The sequence below is a fragment of the Candidatus Cloacimonadota bacterium genome (genome assembly GCA_019429305.1).
Lineage (GTDB): Bacteria > Cloacimonadota > Cloacimonadia > Cloacimonadales > JAJBBL01 > JAHYIR01.
In genome coordinates this window covers 14,528-34,619 of record JAHYIR010000009.1, presented here as the reverse complement: position 1 = coordinate 34,619, position 20,092 = coordinate 14,528, and the positions used below count along the sequence as shown (strand labels likewise).

Annotated in this window: 14 protein-coding genes and 1 other RNA gene; 12 read left to right on the top strand and 3 right to left on the bottom strand. The window is 36.0% G+C overall.

Features of this window, described 5'->3' with window-relative positions; translation table 11 throughout:
• Positions 1-39: 39 nt before the first annotated feature.
• The 10 genes from dnaX (at position 40) to K0B81_05380 (ending at position 12,501) form a co-directional block, all read left to right on the top strand.
• On the top strand, positions 40-1,686 hold the full coding sequence (dnaX, locus tag K0B81_05425) for a DNA polymerase III subunit gamma/tau (protein ID MBW6516041.1): 1,647 nt from the start codon (positions 40-42) through the stop codon (positions 1,684-1,686).
• Complete coding sequence (locus K0B81_05420; protein MBW6516040.1) at positions 1,687-2,781, top strand: glycosyltransferase; 1,095 nt, start codon at positions 1,687-1,689, stop codon at positions 2,779-2,781.
• Positions 2,769-3,332: a class I SAM-dependent methyltransferase gene (locus tag K0B81_05415; protein MBW6516039.1), complete on the top strand. Its 564-nt coding sequence runs from the start codon at positions 2,769-2,771 to the stop codon at positions 3,330-3,332. The genes K0B81_05420 and K0B81_05415 overlap by 13 nt, the downstream gene beginning before the upstream one ends.
• Before the next feature lie 30 nt (positions 3,333-3,362).
• On the top strand, positions 3,363-3,974 hold the full coding sequence (udk, locus tag K0B81_05410; GenBank protein MBW6516038.1) for a uridine kinase: 612 nt from the start codon (positions 3,363-3,365) through the stop codon (positions 3,972-3,974).
• Positions 3,975-4,042: 68 nt separating this feature from the next.
• Complete coding sequence (locus tag K0B81_05405; protein MBW6516037.1) at positions 4,043-5,404, top strand: hypothetical protein; 1,362 nt, start codon at positions 4,043-4,045, stop codon at positions 5,402-5,404.
• Positions 5,405-5,421: 17 nt separating this feature from the next.
• Entirely contained in the window at positions 5,422-6,366 is a 945-nt protein-coding gene (locus K0B81_05400) for a diguanylate cyclase (GenBank protein MBW6516036.1), read from the top strand.
• Positions 6,367-6,386: 20 nt separating this feature from the next.
• Complete coding sequence (locus tag K0B81_05395) at positions 6,387-6,833, top strand: Hsp20/alpha crystallin family protein (protein ID MBW6516035.1); 447 nt, start codon at positions 6,387-6,389, stop codon at positions 6,831-6,833.
• Between the two features lie 254 nt (positions 6,834-7,087).
• Positions 7,088-7,440: a transfer-messenger RNA gene (gene ssrA / locus K0B81_05390) on the top strand.
• Positions 7,441-7,678: 238 nt separating this feature from the next.
• Entirely contained in the window at positions 7,679-11,527 is a 3,849-nt protein-coding gene (gene porU / locus K0B81_05385; GenBank protein ID MBW6516034.1) for a type IX secretion system sortase PorU, read from the top strand.
• Positions 11,528-11,565: 38 nt separating this feature from the next.
• Complete coding sequence (locus tag K0B81_05380) at positions 11,566-12,501, top strand: cation diffusion facilitator family transporter (protein ID MBW6516033.1); 936 nt, start codon at positions 11,566-11,568, stop codon at positions 12,499-12,501.
• A gap of 57 nt (positions 12,502-12,558) precedes the next feature.
• Here the strand turns inward: K0B81_05380 and selB are convergent, their stop codons facing one another.
• From selB to K0B81_05365, 3 genes are all read right to left on the bottom strand, one after another.
• Positions 12,559-14,502: a selenocysteine-specific translation elongation factor gene (selB, locus tag K0B81_05375; GenBank protein MBW6516032.1), complete on the bottom strand. Its 1,944-nt coding sequence runs from the start codon at positions 14,500-14,502 to the stop codon at positions 12,559-12,561.
• 66 nt (positions 14,503-14,568) lie between these two features.
• Positions 14,569-15,987 (bottom strand): L-seryl-tRNA(Sec) selenium transferase, encoded by a 1,419-nt coding sequence (selA, locus tag K0B81_05370; GenBank protein MBW6516031.1) that lies wholly within the window; start codon positions 15,985-15,987, stop codon positions 14,569-14,571.
• A complete protein-coding gene (locus K0B81_05365; GenBank protein ID MBW6516030.1) occupies positions 15,980-17,338 on the bottom strand; it encodes a response regulator in 1,359 nt (452 codons plus the stop codon). The genes selA and K0B81_05365 overlap by 8 nt, the downstream gene beginning before the upstream one ends.
• A 257-nt stretch (positions 17,339-17,595) precedes the next feature.
• On the opposite strand from K0B81_05365, the gene guaB reads away from it, so the two are divergent.
• Both guaB and K0B81_05355 read left to right on the top strand, forming a co-directional pair.
• Complete coding sequence (gene guaB, locus K0B81_05360; protein MBW6516029.1) at positions 17,596-19,065, top strand: IMP dehydrogenase; 1,470 nt, start codon at positions 17,596-17,598, stop codon at positions 19,063-19,065.
• A complete protein-coding gene (locus K0B81_05355; GenBank protein MBW6516028.1) occupies positions 19,049-19,951 on the top strand; it encodes a tyrosine recombinase in 903 nt (300 codons plus the stop codon). The genes guaB and K0B81_05355 overlap by 17 nt, the downstream gene beginning before the upstream one ends.
• Positions 19,952-20,092: the final 141 nt, after the last annotated feature.

Sequence of the window (20,092 nt, the reverse complement as noted above, 5' to 3'; positions counted from 1 at the left end):
AGAAAGCTTAACTTAAAAACTAAGTAAGAAGAGGTATAGATGTCTTATATCGTATTGGCAAGAAAATACAGACCACAAACTTTCGATGAGGTCTTTGCTCAAGAACACATAACTACAATACTAAAAAATGCAATTACTTTTAATAGGATAGCCCATGCCTTTTTGTTTACCGGTTCAAGAGGAGTTGGTAAAACTTCATTAGCCCGCATATTAGCTAAAAGCTTAAATTGTATGGAGGGGTTATCAGCTACTCCCTGTAATAAATGTGAAAATTGCAGGGAAATAACTCAAAGCACTTCCACAGATGTAGTCGAGATAGACGGTGCTTCCAATACCGGAGTAGAAGATATTCGAGATTTGCAAAAAGAATTGATGTATGCAACGTCTAAATCGCGATATAAGATATTTATCATCGATGAAGTTCACATGCTCTCCAAGAATGCCTTTAATGCGCTGCTTAAGACTTTGGAAGAACCGCCTGAACAGGTTGTTTTTATCTTTGCAACAACCGAACCACATAAAGTTTTACCGACAATAATTTCTCGTTGCCAACGATATGATTTTAAAAGAATCCCTATAGATGCTATTGTTGAACATCTCAGAGCTATTTGTTCAGAGGAAAAGATAAAAGTTGAAGATGAGGCCTTATACTTGGTTGCCAAGAAAGCAGAAGGGAGTATGCGCGATGCTCTCTCCTTAATGGATCAATTAATTGCTTTAGGTAAGCAAGATACTAAAACAAATGATGTTCTAGCCCTATTTGGTATTGTCTCTACTGATATATATCATAAAATTACCGAGTATATCTATCAGAAAAATGCAGCAGCCATTATTGGTCTGATCCATAATATCTTAGATAAAGGAAATGATCTGCAAGAGTTTATTAACGGTTATCTCGATTACATCAGGACAATGCTCTTGATCAAAACCAAGGTTCCCTTACCGGAACTACCCCCAACAGTTCGAGAAGAGATGGAGAAGATCAATCAGAATTTCAGCGAAGATACACTTCTCTACATTCTTTCGATCTTGATCAAGACAAAGAGCGAGATCAAATTTTCTGGGAATCCGGTTCTCATAACCGAAATGACTTTCATCAAGTTGACTAAAATTGATAATATGAAATCTTTAGCAGAGATTCTTAAATCCCTTCAATTTTCAGATATTTCTCCAATGAAGAAACCGGTTACGACAACTCAAAAAACCCGGAGTGAGAAACTACAAGACACCCTGAAAGAGAAGATGGACAAAGAGATCGACGAAGAGATGCCAAAATATACTGAGATCACGGAGCAGATATACAATGAAACAAAAGATAAGTTAAGGCGTCGTTTGGAAAATGCTCTTCCCTGGGCAGCAGACTTCTTCTCTGATATTAAACTAATTAAGATCAGGAACAATATTATTCATCTCAAAACTACTTCTCAGATGGCTTATGATTATTTAGAAAAGAACCATCAGAAAGTATCCGATATTGTTTCCCAGTTTTATAGATTAGATGTAAAATTACATTTTGTCTTAGAAGTTGAGAAAAAGGACAAGCCAGAAATAATAAAGAACCCTACTTTAGAAGACATCAAAAGAGAGACACCGGAGATAGCTGAGTTTATTGAACTAACAGATGCTACAGTAAGACCTTTGTATGACTATAAACCTGATAAGAAAGAACCGGAACCAGATAAGTAAGTGTTTCTCATCGTTCTTATTCTATCTATTTATTACTTTTCAGTACTCTTCTTTTTATCTCTGGGAATATGGAAGTTAAAAAGACCATCTGTTTCCAGTACTCAACATGAAATTTCTGTTATTGTAGCAGCTCGCAACGAAGAAGCTAACATCTTGCGACTAATAAATTGTTTGCTACAACAAAACTATAGCCCCAAGAGATATGAGTTAATTATAGTTGATGACCGCTCTGAAGACAGAACTGCAGAGATAGTAACAGAGGCAATAAAAACTACTGAGAACTTAAGATTGCTCAGAATTCCTATCGAAGAACAAGGGGGTAAGAAACGGGCTTTAGCAAGGGGGATCTCTCAGGCAAGATATTCTATCCTTGCTTTTACTGATGCGGATTGTCTTCCATCTCCAGACTGGTTGCAAGAGATTAGTAATCACTTTACCCCCGAAGTCAGTTTTATCGGAGGATATTCACCTTTAATTTCTGATAAAAACAACTTCTGGATAAGATTAAAGAATCTGGAAAGATTATCAATTTTTGCGGTGTCAGCAGGTAGTATGGGTTGGAATCTCGGCTTAACTATTACGGCAAGGAATATGGCTTATCGAAAAGAGCTTTACAATAAAGTTAATGGGTTTTCCGGATTAGAGAATATCCCCTCCGGTGACGATGATCTAATGCTGCAAAGAATGTCTCCCTATTCAAAGAAAATGAACTTTATGTTTACTCAAGGCTCTATAGTACCATCTTATGATAATAAAAATCTAAGCGGACAGATCAATCTGGAAACTCGAAGAGCTTCTAAATGGCGATATTATCCTTTTTATATAAAGATTGGAACAGCATTGGTTTTTCTCTATTATCTAGCTTTCTTCTTGATGCTCCTATTCTTTTTGATTGGCAAATTATCTTTTCACACCTTTATTCTTCTTTTATTGATCAAGATATTAGCTGAACTGATAATTTTAATACCCTTTTTCCAGAGAATACGGACTTGGCAATATCTTCCCTTATACCCTGTTGCTCTGATCTTACATCTTCCCTACTTTATATTCTTTGGCTTGAAAGGAACTTTTGGAAAATACAAATGGAAATCCTGAAAAAAAAATATCAAGTTATCTTATCTCGTTTAGAGCAACAAAGAGAAGAAAGCAGACGACTCTGGAACATTGGTCAAGAAACGGTAGATTTTCTTGCTCTGCTTCTCAAACTTAAGAAGCCAAAAAATATCTTGGAATTAGGAACTTCCAACGGTTATTCTGCATTTTGGATAGCTACAATAACAGAAGATTTTGCTAGTAGTATCGAGACAATCGAATGTGATGAAGAGAGATACAATATGGCAAAAGAAAATCTCGCTACTATCAGTAATATTAAAATACACTTCGCTAAAGCAGAGGAAATAATACCTAACTTAGAGAATAATTACGATTTCGTTTTTATTGATGCCAATAAAGAACAGTATCATCATTATTTAGACCTACTCATACCTAAACTGAACGATCAAGCATTAATTGTTGCCGATAATGTCTTGTCTCATCAGCACTCAGTAAAACTTTTTTCGAAAAAACTTCACAATAATCATAACTTTGATAGTATTACCATACCTATTGAATCGGGCTTAGAAGTTGCTATTTATAATTCTTTTTAATTAGATGATTTTCTTGGAGGATAAACTTTTATGAAGACACCTTTATTGATCGGAATTGCCGGTGGTACAGGTTCTGGGAAGACGACAATTACCGAAAAAATTATCGAAAAATTCCCTGATCAGATCACAATAATTAATCAGGACTCATATTACCGTGCTTTCAATGATTTACCACTGAAAGCGAGAGAGAAGATTAATTTTGATCACCCTGATTCCTTCGATTGGTTGCTACTGTTTAAACATTTAGAGAATCTGAAAAACAATGTACCGATAGAATCACCGATCTATGATTTTAAGAAACACTGCCGTTCTTCAGCAACAATAATGAAAAAGCCCGCTCCTATTATCATTATTGAAGGGATTCTGATCTTTGATAACCCGCAATTACGAGAGTTGATGGATATCAAGATATTCGTTGATACTGATTCCGATATCAGAATTCTCCGTCGTATTGAAAGAGATATTGAGGAAAGAGGTCGTTCTCTGCCCTCAATTATTGCCCAATATTATGAAACAGTCAGACCGATGAATATCGAGTTTGTTGAACCTACAAAGAGATATGCAAATGTTATAATTCCGGAAGGGGGTTATAATCTCATCGGTATTGACATGATCATAGCAAAAATTAAAAGTTGTCTTTGAGATAAGGATAATTCAACTTATATTATTGAATAAACCCGACTTAGATATTAACCGAGAAAGGAGTATATATGAAAACATTGAACTTATTACTGACCTTTGTCTTATTGATTGGCTCTTTAACACTCTTTGCCGAGAACCGCATTATTTTTTATCATGGAAATTACGGATTGATCAATGAAACGCTTGAATTGAACCTAAAATCCGGTACTAATACTTTTTCTTATGATAACATCCCCTCAGGAATAATTGATAATACAATTATACTTTTGCCTGCTCGACCAAACACATTTTCAGTACAATCACAAGGATACATTCAAGAAAGAAGAGGATTTGCCAATATATTACGAAATCATATCGATAAAAATATCGAGATAGTCACCAAAGATGGCAGTTTTATTAGTGGACGATTGTTCTATTACGATAATGAGGTATTGGCAGTTGATGAGAAGAACAGTAATAACAGCATATTTATCAGAATAGCAGAAGTGCGGAATTATATTCTGAAATCAGAAGATTTCCAACATGAAAGAGCCCCGAAACTGGATTGGATACTAACAGCAGACAGAGCCGGTAATTATCAAGCTCAGTTATCATATCTGACTACCGGATTGAGTTGGACCGGACTATATAAAGCTGTATGGGATAATGAATATTTACAGTTAGATGTTTTAGCAAAGATAACTAATAACACTGGCGTTGATTACCAGAAATTTAATATCGGGTTGATCGCAGGAGACCCTAAAAGAGTCTCACAACCACAAATCAATTATGGCAGAGGATATAGTGCCTTTGATGCTGATATGATGATGGCGGAATCAGCCCCTGCTTCCCCTCAATTTACAGCAGAAGCACTTGATGAGTATCATATGTATACCTATTCTGTTCCTGTAGATCTAAGACATTCCGAAGCAAAACAGATCAGACTATTTCCTGCTAAAAGGATCAAACCAGAAGTTTATTACGAATATGTTACGAATACAAAGAGCTTACAAACTAAGCTTAAGATAGTTAATGATGAAGATAGTGGACTAGGGTTTGTGCTTCCCCGTGGTTCTGTTCAGATCTATCGTCAGACAGGAAATATTGCTAATCTAACTTTTGTCGGAGAAGATAATGTAGCTCAAAAACCGGTAAATGAAGAATGGATCATCTCTCCCGGCATCTCTTCTGACCTTGTCGGAGAAACAGAACTGATAGCTACCAGAAGACCTGCTAGAAATGTTACTGAGAATGATATGCGCGTTAAACTCCGTAATCGGAGTAATGAAACAAAAAAAGTAGTAGTGATCCACTATATCCGAGGTACATGGATAATTCAGAGAGAAAGCCTTCCCCATGAGAAAATAGATGCAACCCGAATGGAATTTCACAAAGAGTTACGACCTAATGAAGAATATGAAATTACTTGGACTGAAAGAATTGAATATTGATATAGAGAGGTAAAAATATGCTTCTTCTGTCTCGTATAGAAGAAATAGTGCGTCAATTGCAGAAGACCGAGGTCTTAGAAGAGCAACTCAATAAGGTCTTAGGGTTTTTGCAGAAGGATCTCTCTGCTCTCAGCAGCGGGATTTTCCTACTTAGTGGTGGTAAATACCAGCTCAAAATCGGGAGAAACATCAGTCATACTTTTACTAAAAACACTATTTTTCAGGATGATAATACTTTCATCAAGGAATTGAAAGCTAATCGTTTCTTATCGTTAAAAGATTCAGTATCATGCCGGTTTGAACATGAATGCCGGCATATACTGGTTCATATTCTGCAAGTACAAAAAGATATCTACGGATTCATTTTTACCGACAAAGCAACCGACTTCTTTACAGAAGAGGAAGAATTAGTTTTCGTTATCTTAGCAGAAATTACAGCAATGCAGCTCGCTATTAATAAATTGAACCTCTCACTTGCGGAGAAAAGAGAACTAGATGAAACCACTCTAATCTACCGTTATCGTACTTTTATGGAGAAGGGTTCATACCTCTTTCATCTCTTATACAATACATCAATAATTCTCTCTATTGCTTTACTCAAGATCAATAAATATAATGAATTGGTAAAAGTCTATGGACATCAATATACAGGTGAGTTTATTATAGATGTTCTCTCTGTCGTACAAAATAATATCAAACCGATTGATATACTTGGTAAGATCTTTGATGACACATATGCCATTATCTTCCCAAATAAGCGTGCTAAACAGGTCGAGAAGATACTTGAAAGCATCCATAAACTACTGTTAGAAAAGATAGATAACAAGGAAAAGAGATTAAGTTGGGGTATTGCTACCATGGGAAAAGATAGCAAGAGTTTCGAACAAATGATCAGTGATGCGGAAGAGGCAGCTTTTGACGCTTCTCGTATTGAAGAGAATCCCATCGTTATCTATGAATAATCAATGAAAGGTCTCTTGATATGAAAAAAACTATTTTTGAAGATATTCTCAATCTCCAGAGAGAGGTTATAAGACTGATGAATGAAATGTCAATGTTCCCTTCAAAAACGCTCAGTCTCTCTCATTCAGCAGACGATCATTGGCAACCTCATTGTGATATTTATAAAACAGAGGACAAATTACATATTATATTCGATCTCTCGGGAATAAATAAAGATACGGTCAAAATTAGAACGTCTCAGGAATATCTTATTGTTTCCGGACAAAGATATCTTTCCGCAGAAGGTTCTAATCCATCTTACTTTACTATGGAGATAGAGTCAGGTCCTTTTGAAAGAATCGTCTATTTTCCTGAAATGCCACTTAATTTTGAACAGCCAGTTGTAAATTATGAAGAGGGTCTTTTAAAAATAACTTTTGATATCCCCGTCAAAGATGAAAGAATATTTGAGATAGAAATTACCTGATCTAACTAACCGAAATCAATACCCAGATATCTACCAAACAATTCTCTCCACATCTTTTACTACACATCTCACTAATATTTTAACCTTGTTGTCTTCCATAGTAATTTCACTCAAAAGTACGAATAAACAGTAAAATATTATGATTTGACTTCAATCATATCTCTTGACGTTTTAACCTGAGATTATTTTTTTGACTGTAACAAATCTGAAATTCATGTATATTATCTATGAAGGGTCTTTTACAGGTAAATATTGGGGGTGATCGGTTTCGACAGGGATATAGAGGATTGTTGATGCATACCGGGGAGATTACCTACCCGTAAAACACGGTGATACTTAAATGTAAATGCAAACTATGATTATGCATTAGCAGCATAAGCTGCTACGTTTATGTCCGATTTGCTGTCGGTTGGATAATAAGCGTCGTAATTGACAGCTGCTCAGTTGAGAGTCGTCATGGTTCAACTGCTAAGATTAGTGACTGGCTTCTTTGCAACTGGTTTGATTGTTTCCCTGCATAGCAAGTGAGATCTAAAAACAACTAAGTATGTAGAGTCAGCTTTTGGCTTATCTCTGGACGCGGGTTCGATTCCCGCCACCTCCACCAATTTATCATCTTTCTTTTTCTTTCTATCTTATCCCTCTATTACCTTTAGTCACTCTACGAGTTGGATAGAGCCGACTCGTGTACTCGCAAGAGATTACCCAAAGAAACATCTGTCGTTATACAAATATCAAATGAGAATTGATTAACTGTTTTAGCGGTTGACAATTTTAAAGCTTGTTCTGATACTGTTAGTTATTATACTATCTAAGTATTCAGATAAAAAGTAAGGAGTTATTTGATGAAGAGGATATTGGTTCTGATAACTATGATGATATTCTATGTAATACTTTATGCAAAACTAGATATCATTGCAGAAACCTCCGATTATTTACTCATAGAATTTAATCTAGGTGATTACTCATTCATAGAATTAGATGAGTATATATATTTGAATTCTCCGGGGATAGATTTTTCCGATGATGCTGGTGCTCCAATGTTACCTTATTTAACAACATATATAGGAATACCGGAAAATGGGGTAATTAACCTTCAAATAATGAATCAAGAAAGAGTTGAGCATCGGCTCTCTAAACCATTAATGCCGATCCCAGAAGTTATTCAAGGGGAGCAAGTCAGTGAGTATGTTTATTCTATAGATGAAGCAAAATATCGTCACCGTTCTGAGCAGATCTTGAATCAGGGGGAGCCGACATACTTTCGTTATAATGCTGTCATCCCAGTAACTATCAATCCATTTTCTTATAACTATGAACAGGGGCGATTAACAGTAAGCGAAAAAATCACTATCGGTATTAGAATTACCGGAAATACTTCTCAGCGTAATAATCAGATTGATGATATCGATCTGAGTTTCAATATTCTGAATTATGACACTGCAAGGTATTGGCAGGTAAGAGAACAGATAGATATTAATCATGCACCATTTTATCAGTCAGAATTTTGGTATAGTTTTGAGATATCTGAAAACGGGATGTATGAATTAACCTATCAGCAGCTTTCTGCACTCCCTTTAGACATTATTGATCCTCGCAATATTCGTATTTTTTCTACAGGCGGGAAATTACTTCCTAACCTGTTGAGTAACAGCGGTTATCCTTTTGAAGAGATACCATTGTTGATCATAGGTGAAGATAACGGACAATTCGATCAGGGAGATAGAATAATCTTTTATGCCCATAAAAGAGATGGATTTGCCCAAAACGAGTATTTATCATCAACAGTAAATCATTATTTTAACCCCTACTCAGGAAGGACTGTATATTGGTTAACATTTGGAGGTGATTTTTCTGAACCACCAAAAAGAATGCCACTGCAGAATCATGGGCAAGCATCAATAACAAGAACTAGTAGCCCGCAATTCTTCCATTATGAATCTGAAAGCGTCAGAAGAGACCAGAGAGGATTTACATGGTTTACTTCATTATTGACCGGTGTTACCGACACAAATCATAATTATAGCTTCAACCTTAATAATGTCGATACAAGTAAAGAACAGAAATTTATTATAGCAGTACAAGCTGGCGATTCAAGCACGCACAGTCTATCGATGAATATCAATGGCAATACGATTATTAATCGCCAGAGCTGGGTTGGTAGCGGTTACCGAACTTTTCAGAGAGATAGTAACTTTCTACAAAACGGAACTAATAATGCTGTTTTGACTATCCATCGTACCGGTAGCAGCTCGATCTATTTTGATTATTTTACTGTTTATTATCATAGATTGCTCTCCAAAGGGAATAGCCAACTACTTTTTTCTATCAATGAAGAGGATTTTAATCAAACTGTGCAGTATAATCTAACAGGTAGCAATATACAGAATCTACGAGCGTTTGAGATTGTTGATTTCCACCAAGTCTCTCAGTTAGAAGTTGATTCACCACAACCCGGAACAGGATATGATTTTTCAATTACAGGTCTCGGTGGTCAAGATACTCAATATGCTGTTGTCAGAGACGGTGAATACTTAACTGTAGGTAACTTTCAAGAAGATTTCCCTGTTGATCTAACTATCCAGAACTTCCCTGTTGAAGCAATAATCATAACTCCGGAGATTTTTAGAGGATATGCAGATCAACTCGCTCTTAAATATCAGAATGAGAGGGGAATTGCTACCAAGATAGTTGATCAACAAGAGATTTTTAATCAGTTCAACAGTGGCATGCCTGACCCCAATGCCATTCGACTTTTTATACGTCATGCCTTTTATAATTATCCGATTATTGAAGGAACTACCTCTTTGAAGTATATAACCCTTATTGGTTCGGGATCTGTTGATTGGCGTAATTTTTCCGGACTTGCTGCCGAGAAGAATAAACTGATCCTCTTTCATAAAGGAGTTGAAACCAGTGAAGATTTCTTTGTTGATCAATCAGGGAACAATCTTCCCGATATAGGCATAGGTAGAATAACTGTTGAAAATATCAATCAAAGTGATATCGTGTTTGATAAGATCTTCAACTACTGGATTAATCCTACACCGGGATTATGGAAAAACACTCCTCTATTTTTCGCTGATGATGAATATAAAGGTACAAACAACGAAGAGATCGGACATTCTTTGGATATCCAAGAGATATCCCAACTAATGTCACCCAGTGTGATAGTTGATAAGATTTTTGGATTTAACTATCCTTTTGATCCTTTTGGTAACAAACCTTTGGCACGTGAAGAGATGATATCAACTATAAATGAAGGTAGATTGATCTGGCTTTATATTGGTCATGGTGCTCCTCATATGTTAGGGGATGAGAGTTATTTTAGAATGATAGATATACAGTTATTAAAAAACAGAGATCATTTACCTCTTTTTATTTCAGCATCATGCAGCGTCGGTAAGTATGATTATTTCGGGTTAAGTAGTTTAAGTGAGAATCTACTTTGGCATCCCAATGGTGGCTCTATAGCATCTTTAGCCGCTAACTTTGATACATCACCGGGACCTAATCGTCGTCTTATGCGGAACTTCATGGTCAGTATTATCAACAACTATGAATCGCCTGGAATTGCTTTAATGCAAGCTAAGAACTCGTTGTCAGAGTCACAGCATAGATATTATACCTATATGGGAGATCCGGTGTTACCAATCGTAACTCCACAAAGAACACAAAATATTAGCATTTATAACAATCCCGACAGTCTCTTTGCTTATCAGCTAGTCGAGTTGAGTGGTTCTTTTTCCGAATCCGGTACTGATAGCATTATAGATATTATTGCTTATAGTTCTGAGCAGGATCTAAAATACACCGGGCAAGCAGACCAACTCGATTTCGACTATACGCAATGGGGTAGTATATACTACCGAGGTCAGAGTAATTTAAATAATGGAAGTTATGACTCCTCTTTTATGATCCCAGGTGATATTTTACCCGGTAATAGAGGAAGGATTGTATCTTATTATTTTAATCCGGGCACTAAAAAGGATTTCGTTGACTACTACTATCCAAAACGTCTGACTAATATACCCTATGCCAATGCTGTTCCTGACACACTTCCTCCAGAAGTGACTATTTGGCTCGATACACCCAATTTCCGTAATGGTGATATTGTGTCTCCCAATCCTATACTTTATGCCAGAATTCACGACGATAGTGGCATTAATATACTTGGTGAATTGGGGCATAAGATACTTATTCTCTTTGATAATCAGAGTTCACCAATAGATGCTACTTCAGGATTCATTTATGATGTAGGTTCATATCAAACAGGTACTCTAACTTGGCAATTACTGAACCTGGCAGAAGGTGAACATAATCTACAACTTATTGTTTTTGACAACTACAATAATCCTGCGGTTACCAGAGTTAACTTCATTGTCAGAGTCACGGAAAGTATTGTTATTGAAAAATTACTACCCTATCCAAACCCGATGAGCAGTGATGGCTATTTTACCTTCCTCTTAAATGAAAATGCTCAGATCACAATTACGATCTATACAATAACTGGAAGAAGGATTAGAACACTAACAGCACAAGGTGTAAAGGGCTATAATCAAATATATTGGGATGGTAGAGATCAAGAAAACTCCCGACTGGCTAATAATACTTACCTATATAGAATTCGAGCTCGAGATCTTGTAACAAACAAAGTAACAGAACAATTAGGTAAAGTGATAATCTTAAGGTAAATAATTCGATATTTTAACATACTGAGTTGTCAAAGCTAATGAGAGTAGAAGAAAATACGATCCCGACTACTGATAAAAATCAACGCTTGAAAGGTGTGCTGTCCATAACCCTTAAGGGGTTGGCGATCAATCTATTACTTGTTATTGTGAAAATATCCAGTGGTATTTTTGGTAGAAGTGGTGCTATGATAGCTGATGGTATTCATTCTCTTTCTGATTCTGTCTCTGATGTATTTCTCTTTCTCGGTTTTAAGATTGCTGATAAACCTCCTGATAAAACTCACAAATATGGTCATGGTAAATTTGAAACACTATTGACTGTGATTATTAGCTTAATGATCATTTTTGCAGGTGCTTTGATTCTTTACAGGAACAGCTCACAAATTTATCGGCATCTAATTGATTCTGAACCTCTGATCAGACCGGGTTGGATCGCACTCTTTGCTGCTGTTCTATCTTTGATAGTAAAGGAATACTTATATCGTATTACGAAAAAAGTAGGTCAAAAATATCATAGCAATGCAGTAATAGCTAATGCCTGGCATCATAGAACAGATGCCTTGACTTCGATAGCAGCTTTTCTCGGTATAGGGGGAGCAATCATCCTTAACGATAATTGGTTGATCTTAGATCCTTTAACTGCTGTTTTGGTAAGTGTTTTTATTCTGTTTATTGGCTTTAGATTAATAAAAGATAGTTTTATGGAGCTTCTGGAGACCTCCTTGAGCGAAGATAAAGAAAGAGAAATAATTAAGATAGTCAAATCTGTTCATGGGGTTCTCAATCCTCACAATCTAAAAACAAGAAAAGTCGGTAACTATATAGTAATTGATATTCATATAGAAGTTAATAGTTTTCTTAATGTTATTCAGGCACACGACATAGCTACGGAAGTGGAAGCTACTTTACAAAATAGGTTTGGTATCGATACACTTGTTTCAGTTCATATAGAACCGTTTGATTTCGTTAAATGAAGTATCGAAGAAGATCTCAACTGACTTAATATAATAAAAAACCAATTTAATGCTGAGTTAACTAAACAGTAACTTGCGACCTTTTTCAGTTATGATCCGATAATCTCCCTTACGGATAGTTATCCCCTCACCATCGAAGCGAGCTAACAGCAATAAACAAATTTTCCTGTTACCGGAAATGATATCTCTGTATTCAGCAACTGTAATTCCCTCTTTTTTATTCAACAAACTCTCTAACAACTTGATACGGCATTTATCTACGATATCACTATGAATATAATTATCTTCTATCCGGTAAGCTTTTTTTCTATAAACTAGGAGCTTGAGGATCTGATAAAGTAATTTTTCATCTATACCCTTCTTCTCCGCTGCCGGTAATAGTTCAGACATTAGAGGGGTCTTCATTCCTGAATCGAGTAGGTAGTTTTCAACAAAGTACACTTGATTTGCCAGTTCTTCACTAAATTTGACATTATGAGTATATAAAGTCCACGTGTTATCAACTTTCTTTAACTGTTTCTGAGACACTAAATCAGCTAAAACAATTTCTATATATTTTTCTAGACCCTCATCTCTATCTTTTCCATAAAGACCCATTAACTCGTCAAAACTTCTACCAGTTTCTTCTAATGGATTATTCTTATGATAGGTTGTGAGATTGTTAATGATCTTGTTTCTTGTTTTTATATACCTTTTTTGTTCTTGAAGAAACAGCTCATCTTGAGAACTTACTACTACTATATCTTCCGGCAGAGAAGAATCTACGATTTTGAGTAATTCGGAAACCGGTTTGTTAAATGTACCGGCTAAATACTCTATAGATAAAGGATTGACGTTTTTCCTTACTTCAGCAGCAATTAGCTCCTCTAAATTACCTAATAGGATCCGTTGTAGATTAGATAAGAGTTTAGCAGTTCTACGGCGATGATGTAACGGTTTAACATCAATTATCTCTCCCCCACCAATTGTCTTATCGGCAGAACTGTTTCTGATAACAAATCTATCACCATAACAAGCATAGAGTGAGTTTTTGAAATGTATCTGAGCTATTGACTCATTACCCGATTGAAGTTTATCAGTATCCAGAAGATGAACTCTTACTTCAAACTGCTCTGTTCCGTGTAAGAAAATACATTGCGACCACAAAGGTAGCTCTCCCCCCTCCGGGAATAAAGAGAGTTTTACATCGACTAATTTTGTGTCCTGCAAAACTCTATCGGTAACTAACATCCCCCTAGTGATCTTGCTTCGATCAATACCGGCTAAATTGATAGACCCTCGATCTCCTGCTGTTAACTCAGATACTTCTTTACCATATCTTTCTAATCTGCGGATCCTAACTTTTTCTGCTTTAGGTAGCAGATAAAGTTTGCTATCTTTGTTGATGTGACCACTTTGTACTGTTCCGGTTACTACTGTACCAAAACCAGTTATATTAAACACTCTATCAATATACAATCGGAAAACTTCGTCATTGGGTCGTGGTAGTATCTCACTTTCAATTCCCTCAAGAGCTGCAATGATCTCTGGTAATCCCTCACCTGTAACTGCAGAAAAATTGATTATAGGAGACTTCTCCAAAAATGTCCCCTTTACTAATTCAGCTACATCTTCTGTTATCAGCTGCAGATACTCGTGTTCAACCAAATCAGTTTTAGTGATGACGATCATCCCTTTTTTAATACCCAGCATACCCATGATCCGGAGATGCTCTAAGGTTTGTGGCATTATACCGGCATCAGCCGCTATAACCAGCAAAACAAAATCAATTCCGGATGCACCAGCTATCATTGTATTGATGAAATCGCTATGTCCGGGTACATCAACAATTCCGATAGTATTGCCGTTCGACAATGTATAATGGCTAAAGCCCAGATAGATCGTTATGCCACGTTCTTTCTCTTCTTTGTGAGTATCACAGTCATAGCCGGTCAATTGTTTGATCAGAGTTGTTTTGCCATGATCAATATGTCCAGCAGTACCCATGATAAGATGTTTCATTTTATCACTCGCTATAAAAGTATCTAACTGTCAAAAAACTTAAGAACAATGACTCTGTTCTTCATTCTACCAAAATGGTATCAACTGTTTTACACTTTTACCTATTAATTCTATATCCTTATTTTCCAGAGCTAAGACATCAAACATTAATGTTCCTTCCCTTAAAATACCTAATACTGGGACATCAGAGGTTAACAATTTATGATACAAATTCTCTGCAAAACTTTTTTTAACACTCGCTGGACAACCTTTTGGAGTTATCTTTACTATCTTGCTATCAATAAAATGATATGGAAGAGTTCCACCACCACATTGAGCTTTACTATCAAGGATAGTAACATCAAGATATCGACTTTTAAGTTTACTGGTGAGAGCTTTTGCTAGTGTTTCAATCTCTTCCATTTCACGGTTTATATAGCGAAAAACCGGATTATACTCCTCGATAAAAGATTTTTCATGAAGGAATGATATCAGAACCTTATTTAAGAGACTTATAGTCAACTTATCGACTCTTAATGCCCGCATCATAGGATGTTTCGATATGGGTTGAATAAATTTATTCCTGCCAGCAATTATACCAGCTTGAGCTCCTCCCAGTAATTTATCGCAACTGAAAGTTATAACATCAGCTCCATCCTGCAAACCATTCAAAGCATCTGGTTCATTCTCCATACCCTTATACAATTGCCTGTCTATGAGACCGGTACCTAAATCATATATCAAATTAAGATGATTTTTTTTTGCTGATTTAGAAAGCTCTTTTAGAGAAACTTCTTCCGTAAATCCATACATATAGTAATTTGATTTGTGTACTTTGAGATAGAGGGCTGTATTTTCGGTGATTGCTTTCTCATAATCACTGAGCCGAGTTCTATTCGTAGTACCTACTTCGATCAACTTAGCTCCACTTGCTTCTATTATTTCAGGGATCCTAAAACTACCACCTATTTCAACTAATTCACCCCTCGAGATTATAACCTCTTTGTCAGCAGCTAAAGTTCTCAATGTGAGCATTAATGCAGCTGCATTATTATTTACCACAACACTATTTTCACAGTTCAAGAGCACTTTTAACAGCTCATTAAGATGTACATTTCTACTGCCACGCTGAGCTGTTAAGAGATTAAATTCCAGATTACTGTATCCATTTAGTACGGGAATTATCTCAGTCAAGATCTTATCATCAAATGGTGCTCGTCCTAAATTTGTATGCAAAATGACACCGGTTGCATTAATTACAGGACTTAGAGATGAACGCAAGAGTTTATTAATATGTTCTTTAATCTCTTTTACAATAGTTGTTTCTTCTGGTACTAAGTTACCTTTAACTATCTCTTCACGTATTTGTTCAAGTTTAGAACTAACAATCCTCTTTAAAATCGGAGCTCTAATCTTGGTTCGATAATCAGACAAAATATCAGAAAGTATAATCCGGTTTACTGAAGGGATCTTTCGGTAATCTGTTTTCTTCTTTTCTTTATTCATCGGTTATTTCCCATGCCTTACTTTTTTTAAATAACATGACTAATTCAGAGTCTAATTTACCATTACTGGCCATCTTCTCCAACTCCATGAGAGCTTCTTCAATTGTTCGGTGTTTTTTATAAGGTCGTTCATTAGAAATCAACGCCTCGAATATATCAATAATAGTCAATATTCTTGTTTCTGTAGATATTTCATCTCCTTTCAGACCCTGATAGTATCCCGAGCCATCAAGCAATTCATGATGATCATTACACCATTTACGGATTTCGAGCTTATCAGGAGAAAAAGGTATTTTACTTAGTAACAGGTCAGTTAATCGAACGTGATTCTCAATCTCTTTTCGCTCACTTTCGGTCAGAGTACCCTGTTTAATACTGAGAGATTCTACTTCTTGATCTGTTAACCACTGTTTTTTTTCATCTGCCGGATCAACATAGGACAAATTAGCATATTCTTTTAACAATTTGATATCACTCTCTTTTACTTTGTTTTGTGGATCATTTAGCCGTTTTACTAACTCTGATGCCTTTATACATTTACTTATCAAAGCGGAATCAGCATCTATTGATTTCAAATAATAATATACCGCATCCAACTTTTGAATTACTTCTGGGAAGCGATCACCTAATCTGGTAAATTTATTCATTAACCTCAATGGAACTGTTATCTTACCGATATCATGTAACCAAGCAGCCATAATTAGATTCTCTTGACGTTCATTATCCTGACTAAGTTGATGATATTTATCCGGACTATCTTTACTAATGAATACAAGAAAATTCTTAACCATCTCAGCTACTCTTTGAGTGCTTTCATAATTGTAAATGGACAAAGCATCAATAGATGTTGCCATCACTTCAATAAAAGCTCGGAAAAGAAGCTCAATATGTTGAAAATGCTGCTCCAATTCCTTCTCTTTCAACTTAACGTCAATCTTTAAAAGATCGCGTTCTTTTCGTATTATGTCTTCCGCTTCTTTCAGTCTTAACAATGACTGAACTTGAGCAATAAATTCAGGAATATCAAAAGGTTTTTTCAGAAAAGCTTCTGCTCCCTGTTCTAAACTCTTTACTTTAGCATTGAGATTAGAACTCTCCCCCGTAATAATCAAAATCGGGATGTTCTTGAGCAAAGGATCAGATTTCAATGTGCGACAAACTGTATGGCCACTAACTGAAGGCAAATTGATATCTAAGATGATCAAATCTGGTTCATGTTTTCTAATCATCTGCATGCCAACTAATCCATCTAAAGACGAATAAATAGTAGAATTAGGAATGCTTTGCTCAATTATATTCTCTAAAACTCCAACTATCTCGATATCATCATCGATGATCAAAATCTTGGACATCATTGTCTCCTTAAAGACATTTGTGTTAAATTTTTTGTTTATCAACAGTTTTGCACTTAATGATTGTCAAGGAAAAGCTTCGATAAAGTTTACTAACAAGAGTATATCTTCAATAGATTTCATGTAATTGTTTCTAAGAATAACCTAAAAATGAGATAAGTAATTAATCTTGCAAGTAGACTAAACCAAAACGTAAAGTCAACCTTAAATCTTGACAAAAGATTTTCAGTCCAAGTTTGTGGGTTAAAGGAGTAGTAATGAAAAAAATTTTAACAAAGAAAGGATTCACATTTGATGACCTCTTGCTCGTACCGGCAAAATCTGACATCTTACCCAATAATGTAGATCTAAGAACTCGCTTAACAAAGGAAATCGGACTAAATATTCCCATCATAAGTGCTGCTATGGATACCGTTACAGAATCCACATTAGCAATTAGTCTTGCTCGGGAAGGTGGTATTGGTATTATACATAAAAATATGAGCATAGAACAGCAAGCAGAAGAAGTTAGGAAAGTAAAACGGTTTGAAAGTGGAGTCATTACTAATCCCATTACATTAACCCCAGATGATACCATTGCTGATGCCATTAATCTATCCAAAGTTCATCATATCGGAGGTTTCCCGGTGGTTAAGGATAAGGTACTGGTTGGTATCTTAACAAATCGTGATATTCGTTTTGAAACAGATTATTCTAAGAAAGTCTCAGCGTTAATGACACCGAAAGAGAAACTGATTACCATTGAAGAAGGGACCAATATAGAGAGTGCGAAATCACTGCTGCATGCCAATCGCATCGAAAAACTACCAATAGTCAGTAAAAATGGTATGTTGACCGGCATGATAACTGTTAAAGATATTTTAAAGAAACTCTCTTATCCTAATGCTGCTAAGGATTCGGCTGAACGACTCCTTGTTGGTGCTGCAATAGGTGTCAGAGGCGATTATTTTGAACGAGCAGCAGAATTAGAACAAAAAGGCGTTGATGTTTTAGTAATTGATACTGCTCATGGTCATCATAAAGATATTGTAACAGCAATACAAAAGATAAAAAGAAAACTGAAAACCGCTGTAATTGCCGGTAACATTGCCACTTCCGAAGCTGCTAAAAACCTGATAGATATTGGAGTAGATGCCTTAAAGGTTGGAATAGGACCCGGTTCCATCTGCACAACGAGAGTTATTGCAGGTGTAGGAATACCTCAGATGACAGCAATTTTCGATTGTGTCGAAGAAGCTGAAAAACAGAACATTCCGGTAATTGCAGACGGAGGCATTAAATACTCCGGTGATATAGTTAAAGCTCTGGCAGCAGGCGCTAATTCTGTGATGTTAGGCAGTTTATTTGCCGGAACTGATGAGAGCCCCGGAGAGTTTATCATTATTCAAGGAAGAAGATTCAAGGCATATCGAGGGATGGGGTCTATCGGAGCTATGAATAGAGGCAGTAAAGATCGTTATTTTCAGGATAGTGTTGAAGAGAATAAACTGGTTGCTGAAGGGGTTGAAGGAATGGTACCATACAAAGGACCATTAAAAGACTATTTATATCAGCTATTGGGTGGTATTCGAGCCGGTATGGGATATTGTGGTGCTCCTGACTTATCTTATTTGAGACAGAATTCTCATTTTATAGAGATCACCGTTGCAGGGTTAAAAGAGAGTCATCCTCACGATGTTACCATAACCAGAGAGGCGTTAAACTATCATCATGAAAAAGATAGTTAATGCACCCAAAACAACTGCATTCATCAACAGCTTTCTTTTTTATTTAAAAACCGAAAAGGGGTTGACTGAGAATAGTATAACCAGCTATCAATCTGATCTCTGTGATTTCTTTGATTATCTGAAAAAAGAACCAACTAAAACTGAACTTAATGATATAATTCGCTACTTCAATGTTCTACAGGAAATTGGGTTGGTTAACAATTCCATAGCCAGAAAGAGATCTTCGTTGAAATCTTTCTTTAGCTTCTTGATAAATGAAGATGAAAAAATAACCTTTGATCCGATGAATATCCCATCAGTGAGGTACAAACAACATATCCCGGACATCTTATCAGTTGATGAAATGCTTCATCTGTTAGATTCTATCCCTTTAGAAAAACCTCTTGATGTTCGTAATAAAGCTATGCTGGAATTAATGTATGCAACCGGTATAAGAATTTCCGAGATGTTAAATCTGACAATTAATGATATCTTCTGGGATGAAGAAATTCTCAGAGTTTTTGGTAAGGGTAGGAAAGAAAGAATCATACCTATAGCCAGTAAATCGTTAGATTTTGTTAAACATTACTATCAAGCAATTCATCCACTGTTGACTTCTAAAAAACCTACTATGATACTCTTTCTGAATTATAGCGGTAATAAACTGTCTCGAATGGGCTTCTGGAAAATACTGCAACACCTTTCTCGTAATGCTGGGATACGCAAAGCTATTTCTCCACATACCATTAGGCACTCATTTGCTACTCACCTGTTGGAAGCTGGTGCTAATCTCCGTATTGTCCAAACACTTCTTGGCCATACAAGTATTAACACCACACAGATCTATACTAATATCGATCTGAGATTTATAAAGGAGAACCACTCTCTATATCATCCACGTGCCTAAAAAATACGTAATATGGAACAAGATTATGTGTTATACGTTATAAAATAAAGTGATGGTTAAGTAACTGATTCATCACAAAGGAGATATGAATTAAGTAGTTGACAAATGTCCATATTAAAATAAAAAAGAACAGATAAGAAC

Bases quoted from the DNA above. Each gene is read 5' to 3' on its own strand.
- K0B81_05395 (MBW6516035.1), top strand. From the start codon at position 6,387: ATGAAAAAAACTATTTTTGAAGATATTCTCAATCTCCAGAGAGAGGTT.
- K0B81_05355 (MBW6516028.1), top strand. From the start codon at position 19,049: ATGAAAAAGATAGTTAATGCACCCAAAACAACTGCATTCATCAACAGC.
- porU (MBW6516034.1), top strand. From the start codon at position 7,679: ATGAAGAGGATATTGGTTCTGATAACTATGATGATATTCTATGTAATA.
- K0B81_05380 (MBW6516033.1), top strand. From the start codon at position 11,566: ATGAGAGTAGAAGAAAATACGATCCCGACTACTGATAAAAATCAACGC.
- guaB (MBW6516029.1), top strand. From the start codon at position 17,596: ATGAAAAAAATTTTAACAAAGAAAGGATTCACATTTGATGACCTCTTG.
- selB (MBW6516032.1), bottom strand. From the start codon at position 14,502: ATGAAACATCTTATCATGGGTACTGCTGGACATATTGATCATGGCAAA.
- dnaX (MBW6516041.1), top strand. From the start codon at position 40: ATGTCTTATATCGTATTGGCAAGAAAATACAGACCACAAACTTTCGAT.
- K0B81_05400 (MBW6516036.1), top strand. From the start codon at position 5,422: ATGCTTCTTCTGTCTCGTATAGAAGAAATAGTGCGTCAATTGCAGAAG.
- selA (MBW6516031.1), bottom strand. From the start codon at position 15,987: ATGAATAAAGAAAAGAAGAAAACAGATTACCGAAAGATCCCTTCAGTA.
- udk (MBW6516038.1), top strand. From the start codon at position 3,363: ATGAAGACACCTTTATTGATCGGAATTGCCGGTGGTACAGGTTCTGGG.
- K0B81_05415 (MBW6516039.1), top strand. From the start codon at position 2,769: ATGGAAATCCTGAAAAAAAAATATCAAGTTATCTTATCTCGTTTAGAG.
- K0B81_05365 (MBW6516030.1), bottom strand. From the start codon at position 17,338: ATGTCCAAGATTTTGATCATCGATGATGATATCGAGATAGTTGGAGTT.
- K0B81_05405 (MBW6516037.1), top strand. From the start codon at position 4,043: ATGAAAACATTGAACTTATTACTGACCTTTGTCTTATTGATTGGCTCT.